12 protein-coding genes are annotated in these 14,610 nt (G+C 42.3%); all 12 read left to right on the top strand.

Annotation, left to right across the window (positions count from 1 at the left end; translation table 11 throughout):
* The first annotated feature begins 16 nt into the window (after positions 1-16).
* Entirely contained in the window at positions 17-2,125 is a 2,109-nt protein-coding gene (locus NSS78_RS16985; RefSeq protein ID WP_327839587.1) for a SpoIID/LytB domain-containing protein, read from the top strand.
* 23 nt (positions 2,126-2,148) lie between these two features.
* Complete coding sequence (locus NSS78_RS16980) at positions 2,149-3,639, top strand: N-acetylmuramoyl-L-alanine amidase (protein ID WP_044140362.1); 1,491 nt, start codon at positions 2,149-2,151, stop codon at positions 3,637-3,639.
* A 231-nt stretch (positions 3,640-3,870) separates the two neighbouring features.
* Positions 3,871-4,449: a hypothetical protein gene (locus NSS78_RS16975; RefSeq protein ID WP_342468236.1), complete on the top strand. Its 579-nt coding sequence runs from the start codon at positions 3,871-3,873 to the stop codon at positions 4,447-4,449.
* A 198-nt stretch (positions 4,450-4,647) separates the two neighbouring features.
* Complete coding sequence (locus tag NSS78_RS16970; protein WP_044140051.1) at positions 4,648-5,307, top strand: exopolysaccharide biosynthesis polyprenyl glycosylphosphotransferase; 660 nt, start codon at positions 4,648-4,650, stop codon at positions 5,305-5,307.
* 18 nt (positions 5,308-5,325) lie between these two features.
* Positions 5,326-6,777 carry an MOP flippase family protein gene (locus NSS78_RS16965; RefSeq protein WP_342468235.1) on the top strand — a complete coding sequence of 484 codons (1,452 nt, stop codon included), beginning with the start codon at positions 5,326-5,328 and terminating at the stop codon, positions 6,775-6,777.
* Positions 6,774-7,958 (top strand): glycosyltransferase, encoded by a 1,185-nt coding sequence (locus NSS78_RS16960; protein ID WP_342468234.1) that lies wholly within the window; start codon positions 6,774-6,776, stop codon positions 7,956-7,958. The genes NSS78_RS16965 and NSS78_RS16960 overlap by 4 nt, the downstream gene beginning before the upstream one ends.
* Positions 7,959-8,037: 79 nt before the next feature.
* Positions 8,038-9,375 (top strand): UDP-glucose/GDP-mannose dehydrogenase family protein, encoded by a 1,338-nt coding sequence (locus tag NSS78_RS16955; RefSeq protein ID WP_137054332.1) that lies wholly within the window; start codon positions 8,038-8,040, stop codon positions 9,373-9,375.
* Positions 9,376-9,389: 14 nt separating this feature from the next.
* Entirely contained in the window at positions 9,390-10,319 is a 930-nt protein-coding gene (locus NSS78_RS16950) for an NAD-dependent epimerase/dehydratase family protein (RefSeq protein WP_342468233.1), read from the top strand.
* 39 nt (positions 10,320-10,358) lie between these two features.
* The gene (locus NSS78_RS16945) at positions 10,359-11,816 is read left to right on the top strand and encodes an O-antigen ligase family protein (protein ID WP_342468232.1); all 1,458 of its coding nucleotides are present in this window, start codon (positions 10,359-10,361) and stop codon (positions 11,814-11,816) included.
* 72 nt (positions 11,817-11,888) lie between these two features.
* On the top strand, positions 11,889-12,566 hold the full coding sequence (locus NSS78_RS16940; protein ID WP_284907381.1) for a hypothetical protein: 678 nt from the start codon (positions 11,889-11,891) through the stop codon (positions 12,564-12,566).
* A 24-nt stretch (positions 12,567-12,590) separates the two neighbouring features.
* Positions 12,591-13,346: a glycosyltransferase family 2 protein gene (locus tag NSS78_RS16935; protein WP_342468231.1), complete on the top strand. Its 756-nt coding sequence runs from the start codon at positions 12,591-12,593 to the stop codon at positions 13,344-13,346.
* 25 nt (positions 13,347-13,371) lie between these two features.
* On the top strand, positions 13,372-14,562 hold the full coding sequence (locus tag NSS78_RS16930) for a glycosyltransferase (protein WP_226805380.1): 1,191 nt from the start codon (positions 13,372-13,374) through the stop codon (positions 14,560-14,562).
* Positions 14,563-14,610: the final 48 nt, after the last annotated feature.

The raw sequence follows: 14,610 nt of genomic DNA, 5'->3' as shown, positions 1-14,610 counted from the left end.
GGCGGGATGAAAAAAATTGAAGAAAACAGGCTTTACACTTATTGTTCTCATGACAATGACTCTACTAATCGCACCCTTTCAGTCTGCCATGGCTAGCTCGACAATTTCAGTGAAATTGTCTAATTATATCGGAAATAAAAAAACGATGGATCTATCCACAGCTGGAGAATACAAGCTGTCAGGATCGAATGTGGCTGTCACGAAAAGATATGATGGCAAAAATCGATACGAAGTTGCCAATAGCATCGCATCTGCCGGCTGGAAGAATCCATCAACAGTTGTCATTGTGAGCCGTGATGCATTTGATCATGCCATTTCTGTATCACCGTTAGCTTACAAACTAGGCGCACCCATTTTGTATACAAACATTGAAAAACTAACAAAAACAACTGAAAATCAGCTGAAGAAAATGAAGCCGGATAACATCCTGATCGTTGGTAACACGAAAAGTATTTCAACAGCTGCTGAGAAATCTATTAAAAAGTATGGGAAAGTCAGACGCATTAGTGGAAAAGACAAGTTTGAAATCTCCCAAAAAATTGCTAAAGAAATGGGTAACTATAAGCAAGCTGTCGTTGTCGGTGGAAACTCATTTATGAATGGGATTGCGATTGCATCCTATGCATCGAGAAAGGGATACCCAATCCTTTTAACAAAAAAAGATTCCATTCCGTCTTACAAGCTGCCAAGCAAAGTCATCATCATCGGTAGTACGAAAAGTACGGGACAAAAAGTAGAGAATCAAATTAAAAAAACGTCACAGGTAACAAGAATCAGTGGTGCCAATCGCTATGAACTCTCTGTGAATATAATGAAGAAATTAAATATCAATGCAGATAAAGTTTATTTGGCAAAAGCCTCTAGCTATATTTATGCTATGCCGCTGTCTCAATTGGCTGCAAAGTCTAATAGTACTGTTGTGTATGTGAAACCGGATTCTGTCACAGCGTCACTAAAAAAACTGCTGAAAGAAAAGGGTACATATGCTTATCACCTTGCTGGTAGCACAAGTGCGATTAAAGATAGCTTGAAGAACTCATTAGCCAAACAAGTCTATCTGAAAAAAAATCAAAACTACCCATTGAATATTTCTAACGGAAAAATTTCATTAAAAGGCATAAAGACGTATAACAATGTAAGAGTTGTTCCTGAGAAATATTCAACGAAAAATATCCTTCAAATTGCAGGGAAGCCTTACCTAGGCAGCGTCAACTTTGCAATTGAATCAGGTTATATCAGGCCGACTCTCGAAAATATTCCATTTGAAGACTATCTAAAAGGCGTGGTACCAAATGAAATGCCTGCAAGCTGGCATGTTGAAGCGCTAAAAGCACAGGCAGTGGCCGCTAGAACGTATTCAGTGAAAAGTATTGGAAAAGTCGTACCTGATACAACTGCCTTCCAAGTATATGGAGGATATAACTGGTACACAAATTCGACAAAAGCTGTCGATGCCACAAAAGGGAAAGTACTGAAATACAACAATCAGCTCATTTCAGCCACCTATTATTCTAGTAATGGCGGATATACAGAGGCAAGTGAAGAAGTGTGGGCAAATGCACTGCCGTACTTAGTGGCCAAAAAGGATACAAAAGATCCGATCAATGCATGGACATTAAAACTCTCTAAAAAACAGCTAGGCACAACATTGACTGCTAGTACAGCAGCATCTCAGTGGTCTAAGGCAAAAGAGACAAATGCAACGGATCTTGCTGGTCTCAAATCATGGCTGCTCAAAAACAAAGAAACAGCTGCATCTGATATGAAGATTGCATCCATCTCAAGCCTGACGTTCTCAGGAAAAACAAAAGGACAACGTGCGAAGACGGTATCAATCAAGCTGACATATCATCTGAAAAATAAAACAGGCACATATGCAGTAAACAAAAGTACAACGGCAAGTATGAAGATGACCGAGTTTAGATCCATCATGGGCGCAACAAAGGTGAAGAGCACATTTGCGTCAGTCAAAAACAATACAAATGACTTTACGATTTCAGGAAAAGGATATGGTCACGGCATTGGCATGAGCCAATACGGTGCCAAAGCTAGAGCAGAATCTGGAAACTCATATTCTTCCATACTTTCGTTCTACTATCCAGGTACAAAACTAACAAACTATTAAAGGGTTAAAGGAGGACATAGATGATGCGCTCAATCATGAAAACAGCCATCCTCAGCCTCATCGCCATTTTCGTTATTGTTCCAACAGCTTCAGCAGATAATTCAGTCTCACGAATTGATGGCGGAAGCAGATATGCTGTAGCAGCAAACGTAGCGAAAAAGGGATGGGGAACTGCAAGTACAGTCGTAATAGTAGGGAAAACTGCGTATGCGGATGCAACAGCAGGGATTCCACTTGCACACCAAAAAAATGGACCAGTTCTTTATACAAACAGTAAGAGTCTTTCAGGTGATACGAAAAAAGCCCTAAAGGCTTTAAAAACAAAGACAGTGATCGTTTTAGGCAGTACATCAAGTGTGTCAAATAACGTAATCAATGAAGTGAAGAAGATGGGCATCTCTACACAACGTATTTCAGGAAAAAATCGATATGAGCTATCTGCAAATATCGCGAAGAAAATGAAAAAGCCAGCAGGCGTCGTTGTCGTTGAAGGTTCCTTCTATGCTCATGGGATTGCAATTGCACCGGTAGCAGCACAAAAAGGTTTCCCGATTCTCTACACAGATAAAAAGGGACTTCGTTCTGAAATCGCATCTGTTGCAAAAGCAAGCAATGTCAAACAAACCATTGTAGTCGGCGGAGAAAATTACGTCACAAAAGCAGCTTATAATCAATTGAAATCTCCAACACGAATTAAAGGCTCCACTCGTTATGACGTTGCCGCTAATATTGTGAAAAAGTATAATATGAGCACGAACAATACCTATGTAGGAAGAGGGTTTGGCTACGCCACTTCATCTTCTGCTGCAGGGATCGCAGCGAAGCAAAACAAAGCATTGCTTCTAACGAATGAAAAAACATTACCAAAAGTAACAAGAGCAACTATTAGCAGTAAAAAAATCACCAAATTTACTGTCGTAGGCAGTGCAAATACGGTGACACCAACTGTTGTGAATCAATTGAAAAACCCTGTCGTCGGGAAAAAAGTATTCATTGACCCAGGTCATGGCGCACATGATTCAGGAGCTGTAGGCTACGGGTTATATGAAAAGAACTTGAATTTAGATGTAGCTAAGCGTTTAAATACGAAATTAAACAACGCGGGTGCACTTGTTACCATGTCAAGAACATCAGACACATTTGACAGTCTTCAAACACGAGTGAGCAAAGGTGCGTCAGCAAATGCAGATATCTTCATTAGTGTCCATGCAAACTCAAATGATAACAGCAGTGCAAACGGAACAGAAACGTATTATGACAAAACATATGCGTCTGCAAACAGCTTGAAGCTTGCGCAAAACATTCAGCCGAAAATGGTCAGTGCACTTGGTACAAGAGACCGTGGTGTGAAAACAGCTGGATTCTACGTGATTAAATATTCTAAAATGCCGAGTGTTCTTTTAGAAACTGGTTTTGTGTCAAGTCCAGTTGATTCAAACATCTTGAAATCGGCTACGTATAAAGATCGTTTAGCGTCAGGCATTTCAAGCGGTGTGTCAGGTTACTTTAGATAAGAAAAAACAAACATGAGGGGTGCCTCAGATACTCCTCTTAGGCTGCTCGAGAACGTCTCTCGGCAGCCTTTTTTCAAAAGTCTATGAAGTGATCGGGTCGTCAATAATGTGTCAAGTTAAAAATACATTTCATTTCTAGTTATCTTTGTTATAATTGAAACATAAAAGGTGAATGGTTTACGCATGAATCTAAGCGACAGCCAATCGACAAATCATGAAGAGGTGACAATTTTGAAAAAATTAATCACAATGCCGTTTCTAGTATTGCTTCTAGGTGTACTACTCACAGCATGCGGCACAACAAATCAATCAAGCGACAACAATAAGGATGATAGCAAAAAGGAAACAACCGAAGCAGCTGATCAAAAGAAAGAAAATGCTTCAGAGAAAAAGGAAAAAACAGAAGATCAGTCATCAAATGAAAAAGCAGATGATCAAAGCAAAGAAACAGTTGCTCCAAAAGAAGAGCAATCTGGTCAATCTGATGAAGACGCAAAAGACAGCTCAAGTAAAGAAATCACAAAAGAAGAACCTACTAAGGAACAATCAAAAACTGATTCTAAAACAAAGAAAGAATCAACAACAAATAAGAAAAATGAAGTCACCAAGGAAGGCACATATGTCGGCTTGGCTGATGGACATACCATTGCTGTGAACATTGATGGCAAAGAAGTTGCTATTCAATTCGGAAATACGTTTTCTAAACAAGTGAACAGCTTAAAAGAAGAATCAAAAGTGAAAGTCACTTATACAAAAGATGCAAACGGAACCCTTCGATTAAAAACGATCGTATCCGTTAAAGCAAAATAAAAAAAGACCCAGAGACCCGCAGAATTGCGGGTCTTTTTTACGTTGAAAAGGGCATAACTTGATATAAGTGCACATTCTTAACACAGTTTTACAAGACTTAACAGCGCATTTACATTTGCTTAATGTTGCTCTGCTAAACTGACCTTCATAGAACATCTCTTTACACAACAACTACTTTGAATGGTGAGGTGCAGGTCAGTGAGTGCAGAGAAAGCGATGAATCTTTATAGAGAATATGAAGTGAGACGAAACCACTCTTTTGCCTTAACAGAACATATGGTTCGTTATTTATTTGCAAAACGTTTCATAGATTTAATGTTCTCGTTCATCGGATTGATGTTGAGTACGCCAATCATTTTGCTGTTTGCTCTTTTGATTAAGCTGGAAACACCGGGACCAGCCTTTTATATGCAGGAGAGGGTCGGGAAAGACGGTGTTTACTTTAAATTATGGAAGCTCAGATCGATGAGAACCGATGCTGAAAGCGGAGGAGCGAAATGGGCACAAAAAAACGACCCACGTATCACCAAAGTGGGAGCCTTCATTCGTAAAACAAGAATCGATGAACTCCCTCAATTCATCAACGTGTTAAAAGGAGAAATGAGTATCGTAGGTCCGCGTCCGGAAAGACCGATGTTTACCGCAGAATTTAATCGGACGATTCCAGGTTTTACGAAAAGATTAACGGTCAAGCCGGGACTGACAGGTCTTGCTCAAGTAAATGGAGGATATGAAATGAGTCCAAGTGAAAAATTAACACATGACTTACAGTATATTCAAAACTTGACATTTTCTCTCGACACGAAGATTATGGTAAAAACGTTAAAAGTCATCATGACGGGTGACGGAGCCAGATAAGTAAAGTAGGGAAGAGAAATGGCAAGTATGAAAAAACACATGCTGGGCGGGGCAAAATGGACAAGCTTGTCCGCATTTATCATTACGATCATCCAAATTGCACAGTTCGCCTTTTTAGGGAACGTGATGTCACTGAAAGAGTTTGGACTCGTTGGCATGATCACAACTGTCACAATATTTACGCAGATTTTACTTGATCTAGGGATTGGGGCAGCGATCATCCAAAAGGAACAAACAACAGAACGTCAATTATCCACATTATATTGGATCAACTTACTCACTGGCATTATCTTATTCTGTTTACTCATTCTAGTAAGCCCAATGATTGCCGCCTTTTATAACCGGCCAGAGCTGGAGGGGTTGCTCAAACTATTATCGATCATGTTTCTGATTGCACCCATTGGCCAGCAATACCAATACATGATGCAAAAGGACTTAGCCTTTAAAACATTAAGTGCCATTGAAGCCATTGCAACTATGATATCGCTGTTTGTTTTACTCGCTTTGGCCTTCTTCATCAATCCGATTGTAGCCTATGTCATTTCTCAAGTGCTTCTGCAATCTGGAAAAGGGCTTATGTATGCCGCAGCTTATTGGAAGAAGTGGCGCCCAGCACCTGTTTTTGCATTAGGAGAAGTGAAAGAATTTTTCTCATTCGGTACATTCCAGCTCGCATCCAGACTAGTCAATCGAGCAGGATCGAACATAGACATGATTTTAATCGGCCGGTTTCTAGGAGCAGAAGCGTTAGGTATTTATAGCTTGGCGTATCAAATCGTGACGATCCCCGTGCTAAAGATTAACCCAATCGTGACGAGAGTGGCTTTCCCGGTTTTCGCAAAAAGTCAGCGTGATCACTCCATGCTGCGAGAGGGCTTCCTCAGTATGACGAATATGCTCGCATTGATTAGCTTTCCGTTATTAATCGGTCTTGCTGCCGTATCAGATAGCTTTATAGAAGTAGTGTTTGGCGAGAAATGGCTCGTAGCCGTTCCGGTTCTTAATATATTGTGCATTGTCGGCCTTCTGCGTGTGCTGATGAATCCAAACGGGTCAATACTTCTTGCCAAAGGGAGAGCGGACTTAGCCTTTTATTGGGATACGGGGATGCTCATCGTGTATGGATGCACCTTATATGTAGGTGTCAGCACAGGCAGTCTGCTCACAGTAGCTTGGGTTTACTCAGGTGTCAGCCTGCTCAACTTCATTGTCGGCAGATGGCTCATGGCGTATGTCATTCAGCTAGATATGAAGGTTTATTTAAAATCACTTGGCAAGCCTGCTGCTATGACGCTATTGATGGCCGCCTGTGCGGTAGCCCTGCATCAAGGCATGAAGCTGACGTCAGCCGACATTTTACTTCAATTAGGATTGACGATTTGTGTCAGCGCAGCATTGTATGGCTTGCTGCTCATCAAAATGTATCCGCAGGTTGCAGGCAAATTATTGAGAAGAGGTCGTTCGTCATGAAGGTGCTATGGCTGACAAGTGTATATCCTAGTGAAAAACATCCAAGTGAAGGTGTGTTCCATGAAACGCAAGTGCAGGAGCTGCTCAAACAAGGAATACAAGTGACGGTCATCTGTCCCAACCCTGTCAATCCACCGGTTTTGCGGATGCTGAAGGCGTCCTATCGGCAGAAAAAGGATCTGCCCGAACAGGAAGTGAGAAACGGAGTGACCGTATACAGGCCGCCCTATACAGCGCTTCCTGGACAGCTGAAATGGGCACAGCCGAGTAAACGAATAGCTTCTACTGTTCTCGGCGCCATGCAGCGTTACCAGCTGTCACCAGATTTTATCCATGCACACTTTGCGATGCCGTCTGGCGGAGCGGCGGCTGTGATTCAGAAAGAAACGCAAATTCCTTATCTTTTGACCTTACATGGCAGTGATGTGAACGTGTATCCGGGCTATAGCAAAGGGGCACATGCAGCCTTTGAAACGGCGGTGAAACAGGCATCTGCTGTTCTGACGGTGAGCGAGGAGCTTGCTAAAAAGACAAATGACATGACAAAGGTAGAAGCGAAATGCCTCCCGCTCGGTATTCCGCTCCAGTCATTTTCTAAAACGGAAGAAGATCAACAAGTCATCAGGAAAAAGTTAGGCTTACCCCTTCACGACAAGCTCGTTGTCTTCGTCGGGCGATTAGTCAAAGAGAAGGGCTTACTTGAATTAGCTGATGCTATCAGCGGCTTGGATGGTGTGAAAGCAGTTTTTGTTGGAAAAGGCCCCCTTGCAAAGGAGCTCACAGAACGGGCTGGAGCATCCATTCTACTCCCAGGGCAGGTGCCGAATGAGCAGGTGAAAGACTACTTAATCGCATCCGACCTGTTTGCACTTCCTTCTTATAGTGAAGGGATGCCTACCGTCGTCCTAGAGGCGCTCGCTTTAAAAGTACCTGTCATTGCGACACGAGTTGGCGGTCTCCCAACCTTATTTTCTAGCTATCAACACCTGCTCATTGAACCACGTTCGACAAGTCAGCTGAAAAAGGCCATTCACGCCTACCTTTATGAAAACAGATGGAATGAGCAAGTGAAAAGCGATCTTCATCAAATCGTTCATACAGAATATTCATCAGCAAATAATACGAAGCAGCTCATACAGCAATATGAAAAGGTGCTTCATCAATCAAGATCCATCGTTTAAACAAGATGAAATGTGCAAAGAATGATAGATAGATAAACAGCTTGGAACGGACAATATGCTTTTACCGAGAGGATGAAAAATGTTGAAGAAAATTGCTGTGATTGGAACAGGGTATGTCGGGTTAGTATCGGGTACTTGTTTTGCTGATATCGGAAATCGTGTCATCTGCTGTGACATCGATGAATCAAAAATCAACAGCTTAAAAAGTGGTGTCGTTCCCATTTATGAACCGGGTTTAAAGGAATTGATTGAAAAGAATACGGAAGAAGGAAGACTGTTTTTTACAACCAATATTCCTGCTGCTATCCGGGAATCAGAGATTATCTATATTGCTGTAGGGACACCGATGACAGCACAGGGGGAAGCAGATTTAACGTACGTGAAAGCTGTCGCTCAAACAATTGGTGAACATCTAAATGGCTATAAAATCATCGTCAATAAAAGCACAGTACCTGTTGGAACAGGCCGGCTCGTTCAAGCCATTGTCGAAAAAGCATCGCGCAGTAAATATCCTTTTGATGTCGTTTCCAATCCAGAGTTTCTCAGAGAAGGATCTGCCATCCAAGACACGATGAATATGGAGCGGGCAGTAATCGGCTCGACAAGCACCCATGCGTCGACCATCATCAAAAGATTGCATGATCCGTTTCAAACAGAGGTTGTGGAGACCAATTTAGAAAGTGCTGAAATGATTAAGTATGCTGCAAATGCCATGCTTGCCACAAAAATCTCATTCATCAATGACATTGCAAATATTTGCGAGCGGGTGGGCGCTGATGTTGAAAAAGTTAGCGAAGGCGTTGGATTAGACAGCCGTATCGGGCATAAATTTTTAAAAGCGGGCATTGGATTTGGTGGGTCTTGTTTTCCGAAAGACACGATGGCTCTTCTCAAAATTGCCGAAACAGCTGGCTACCGGTTCAAGCTGATCGAGTCCGTGATTGAAACGAACAATCACCAAAGAGCGCACCTTGTCAGCAAATTGATGAGTGTATTCGGTGATATTAGAGGAAAAACCATCTCTGTTTTAGGTCTCGCATTCAAACCGAATACGAATGATATGCGTTCTGCGCCTGCATTAGACATTATCCCAATGCTGAGAGAGCTGGGTGCTTTTGTGAAGGCCTATGATCCGGTTGCTTATGTAGAAGCAGAACGAGAGCTTGGCCCGCAAGCTGTCTTCAGTAATGACCTGTATGAAACAGTAAAAGATACGGATGCTTGCCTCATCCTAACAGAATGGGATGACGTACAGAAGATGGATAAAGATCAAATCAAGCAGCTGCTTCGTTCACCGATTGTAATTGATGGAAGGAATTTGTTTGATCCAGCAGAAATGAAAGAGAGAGGATTTATTTACCAGTCTATCGGCCGCCCAGGCGTATGGGAAGCAGAATTGGTATCAAAGGCACAATAACAGGGGGAGCTTGGATGAAGAAAGTATTGGTTACTGGGGGAAGCGGATTTATTGGATCACACACGGTAGAGGCTTTACTAGAAAAAGGCTACGAGCCCATTGTTCTTGATAACTTTTCAACTGGATCTCGGGGAAATATTGCCCACCTTTCCGTTCAATGCATTGAGGCAGATGTCACAAAAACAGAAACGGTCGATTTGATCAAACAAATAAGACCGGATTATATCATTCACCTTGCAGCACAGGTGAGTGTCGCCGTGTCTGTTCAGAATTTCGTTTATGACGAAGAGGTCAATATCAAAGGGTCCCTGAATGTCATGAAAGCAGCGGCTGAAGCAGGGGTGGAGAAGGTGGTATTTGCCTCATCGGCAGCTGTCTATGGAGATCCAGTGTATTTGCCAGTGGATACCGCTCACCGGCTAAAGCCTGGTTCGCCTTATGGTTTATCGAAACTCACAGTAGAGCGATACTTAGAAATGGCAAAATCACTGTATGATGTGGACTATTGTATTCTTCGGTATAGCAATGTTTATGGTCCGCGACAAGATGCACTTGGCGAAGGCGGGGTTGTCTCTATTTTCTCTGATAAGTTTGCAAAGGATGAGGCTCCTTTCATTTTCGGAGACGGGGAACAAACAAGAGATTTCATCTATGTAGGTGATCTAGCAGCAGCGAATGTTGCGGCTTTAACAGCTCAATCAAACGTTTGTTTAAATATCTCATGTGGTGATTCAATCACTGTGAATGAGCTGTTTCAAACGATGAAGCGAGTGACGAGGTCACATCTTGAACCAATTTACAAGCCGCAGCGTGCAGGAGATATTGTGCATAGTACATTGGCAAATGAGGAAACGAAACAAGTCTTAGCATGGGAGCCTGTTGTGAGTTTACAGGAAGGTTTGGCTCGTACCATTTCCTACTATGAACAGGAAGTCAAGGCTTAATCCCTCAAATCGGATGGGTTGCTTAGGAGGAAAATGGGTATGAGTGTGAAGCATACAGCATGGCAAATCATGATTGGATGTATATTGTTTGCAGCAGGGATCGGTCTTGTACAAATGGCAGCAGAGCAGCCCGTCGGGTTAAAGAAGATGGTGGCTGTTCCGGCTATACTTCTGATCCTGTCGGTTGCTCTCGTGTTGATGAAGCTGTACATGAATGGTGAGCAAATCTTCATGTCAGTCATCTATCTTTTGATTACATTGACCTTTCTCAACAACGCTTTCTTTTCTATTAGTGCAGGATTCTTTAGTCTTTTTCTCTACCGTATCATGCTCATCGCCGCCTTTGCTTTATTTATATGGCGGATGAGAGATCAGGGGACGTACATATCGCAGTGGCAGCAGATTCGTGTCAAAGGAATTCTTGGTTTTTTCGCTGTATGGTTTCTTTACGGTCTCATCTCACTGCTTTGGGCTCATTCGGTCACAGACGGCCTGAAATATATGTCCCTTCTGGCAATGGGGATGGGATTTGTCTTTCTAGTCGTCATGTATATTCAGCGAATGGATCAAGTGGTGACCTTTTATAGCATTTGGCTGGTCATGACTGTGTTTGTGATGGGGATTGGGTTCTATAATCACTTTACATTGAACCATTTACCGAATACCTCATTGTATCTAGGGCCAGCGTATAAACAGCACTATCCTACATCTGTCTTTTTTAATCAGAATGACTTTGCAACGTTTTTATCGATTAGTTTCTTCTTATATCTAGCATGCATGCGTCAAATGAAAAACGGTTACATCAAAGCGTTTGGATTATTAGGTGCAATCGCCGCGCTGTATCTCATTTTGTTAACCGAATCCCGCGCTAGTCTGCTTGGGATATTTGCAGGAGTGGCGATCTATGTGTGGCTGCTGCTGCCGCGTTTTCTCAAAAAGTGGTCAATCATTGCAGCAAGCGGACTTGTCGTCATCGGTATCGCTGTTTTTTCAGCTAAGATTTATTCGGTCTTTTATGACTTGTTTCTCGCTTCTCAGGTCGCGCATTCTTTTAGTGAACCACTCCCGTCTAACATCGCGAGAGCGAATTTAATCAAAAATGCTTGGCACTTCTTTACGAATTCATACGGATTCGGAGTTGGAGCGGGGAATGTGTCTTACTACTTAGCTCACTTTTCGATCTTTGACACAGACCAGGTCGTAGAAGTGCACAATTGGCTGCTGGAATTGATGACGAACTTCGGATTTGCAGTCATGCTGGGCTATATCTCTGTATACGCCTATCTCATGTTCACACTGTACAAACAATACCAATGGGCTGACACAAGATCGGCAAAAATGATCATTGAGGGGTTGTTTGCAGCCATGCTGAGCTTTCTCGTTTCAAGTATCAGTCCTAGCTCTGTCTCGAATTTATATTTCCATTGGGTATTTTTAGGACTGGTGATCGCAGCGGTGAATATGTTGAAAAACAAACAACGACTCAAGCTATGGTAAACCGTGTGTGATGCTGCGTTTGTATGGCTACACTAGTGAAAGAGCAAATACGTCAATGTTGGGAGAATGAACATGTCTGGTTTCATATCTAGGATAGGGAAGCGAATCAAAAAGTACATCGTATGGCTCATACTGCTGCCTGTCGTATTAGGTGCCTTTGGTTTCTTTTTTGCTAAAGGAACTACGCAGCAATCTAGTTACACAGCTGCTGTTACCCTCACTCTCGGTAAATATGATGATGGGGTGTATAACAACATGGCAGAAGTGACATCTCTATTAAAAAGCGATGCATTTCTAAATGAAGCACTCAGTGATGTGAAAGAAGAAGAAAGACAGGATGTGAAAACTCGTCTCATCCTTACCAATCAATCAGATACACAATTACAGCTGTCTTTCACGGATGCCGATAAGGCTCATGCTTTGGCTGTCGTGAAGCAGGTGTCGGATACATTTCTCAAGCAAGATAAAGCATTATTTACAAAAAGGCAGCAGGTGATTGAAAGTAGATTAGCTGCTCTTGAAGACGAATCGGTCAGCAATGATTCCAAAGTCGATAAAGAACGATTCTTATATGAATTGGAGTCAACAAAGCTTGGAATGAAGCAGGCAAAAATTGTTGATCCTGCACAAGTACTTGATGAAGGCAATAAAGGCATGTCAGCCAAAAAACGGGCACTTCTTGGGCTTGTCATTGGCTTTAGTATCTCGCTTATGTTTGTGGTCTTACCCGAAGTGTTCAAAGAATCTTAATAATGAACTGGAGATGAGTCTTAGGTGAACAATCAACCGTTAGTATCCATCATTACACCTGCGTATAATGCGGAACGTTATTTAACGGATACAGTTCATTCCGTCCTTGCCCAAACCTATTCCAATTGGGAGCTGATCATTGCAGATGATTGTTCTACAGATGGAACTAGAAAGCTATTAGGGGATTTAAGTCAAGCGGACGACAGAATCAACGTCATTTATTTAGAGGAAAATGGGGGAGCTGCCATTGCTAGAAACGCAGCCATCAAACAGGCAAAAGGATGCTTTATCGCTTTTTTAGACAGCGATGATATGTGGAAAGAGACGAAGCTTGAAAAACAGGTAGACTTCATGCTGACAAATGATTATGCCTTTACATTTACGGCATATGACATCATTGCAGAAAACGGAGAACCATTAGAAAAAACCGTCACTGCGCCAGCGAGATTAGACTATAATGAAGCCCTGAAAAACACCATTATCGGCTGTTTAACGGTCATGCTTGATCTTCAAAAGGTAGGACATGTGGAAATGCCGAACATTCGCACAAGGCAGGATTTAGCTACATGGCTGTCTATATTAAAAAGAGGATTTACAGCCTATGGTATGAGTGAACCGCTCAGTGAATATCGCATCGTTGGGAACTCCATCTCTAGTAACAAGTGGAAAGCAGCGAAAAAAACGTGGTTTGTCTACAGAGAAATTGAGCAGCTTCATTTTGTCAAAGCGTCTTGGTGTTTTATGCACTATGCGACAAATGCTGTGAAGAAGCGCTTATAAACAGAAGGGAAAAAAGGTGATAAAGGTGAAAGCAGACTCGATCATACATGTTGTCGTAGCGACGGGAGAATGGGGACAGGACGGACTGAGGTACAGACGGCATCGGCTGGCCGAATTTCTAGCATCTGATCCAGAAACAAAAGAGGTCATCTGGGTATGCCCGTCATCATCTCGTCATACAGCTCCCTTTCAGCCCATAACAGATCGAATGAAGCAATTGACCATTCCTGATGTGCTCAAGAGCAAATTATTTCGCTTTGGTCGATATCAAGACATGTTCTATATTCATAAATTATCCCCTCTCCTTGAACATTTGCGGCATGAGGAGAAGAAGGGGATCGCTGTTTGTTTATGGTATACGTTTCCGGGCTTTCCGCTCTTATCTTCTTTATTTGAATGGAAACATATTGTCTATGATTGCAGTGACCTGTGGGGAGAGCCGATAAGCGGCAACCATAACATCCTTTCTTATATGAGGCAGCGTGTCATTGTCAAAGCAGAAAATCGAATCATTAAATACGCACACAGCATTACATGCTCTTCTCAATATTTACACGATCAAATCAAAAAACGTCTTATGGGAGAACCGAAAGATGTGTTTACGGTGGAAAATGGCGTCGAATACGATGTGTTTGCGAAAAGCAATCTTCCGTGCAAAGAAGATGTGCTGGAAGGAAGAGAAGGGACTGTGCTTGGTTTTATCGGAGGAATCAAGCCAAAGCTCGATTTTGACATGATGGCTGAAGCTGCTCGTATGCGGCCTGATTGGACATTTTTATTTGTCGGTCCGGATGGAACGAATGGAGATCCATCTTTTCAGCATGCACTCAAACTGCCTAATGTGATTTGGACAGGTGCTGTTGCTCCAGAAGAAGTGCCTGCTTATATGAAGCTGATTGATGTAGGTATGATGCCATATAAACAATCCCCTTATAATCAAGCGGTGTTCCCTCTCAAGCTTTATGAATTTTTAGCCGCTGGAATACCGGTTGTCGGTTTAAATCTCCCATCAACGGAAAGGCTAAAAGAGAAGGATGTGTATGAATATTTAGAGGGCGACGATCCTGCGCTCTTCGTAGAAGCCTGCCTGAAAGTGATCAGTAAAAAAGACGACACGAGCTATAGACATCTAAGACAAAGCCGAGCGAAGAAAAAAGATTGGCACGCGCTGTTCACAAACATGGTGGAACTAACGAATATTAAAGAAAACGCATAATTCATTCGGGATTGTGCGTTTTTATTTGTTTCTTCCTCACAGGGGGAG

Source organism: Bacillus sp. FSL W8-0920, from assembly GCF_038593215.1.
Classification (GTDB): Bacteria; Bacillota; Bacilli; order Bacillales; family Bacillaceae; genus Bacillus; species Bacillus pumilus.
Note: the sequence above shows the minus strand (reverse complement) of the source record. Positions and strands in the feature narration are given on the sequence as shown.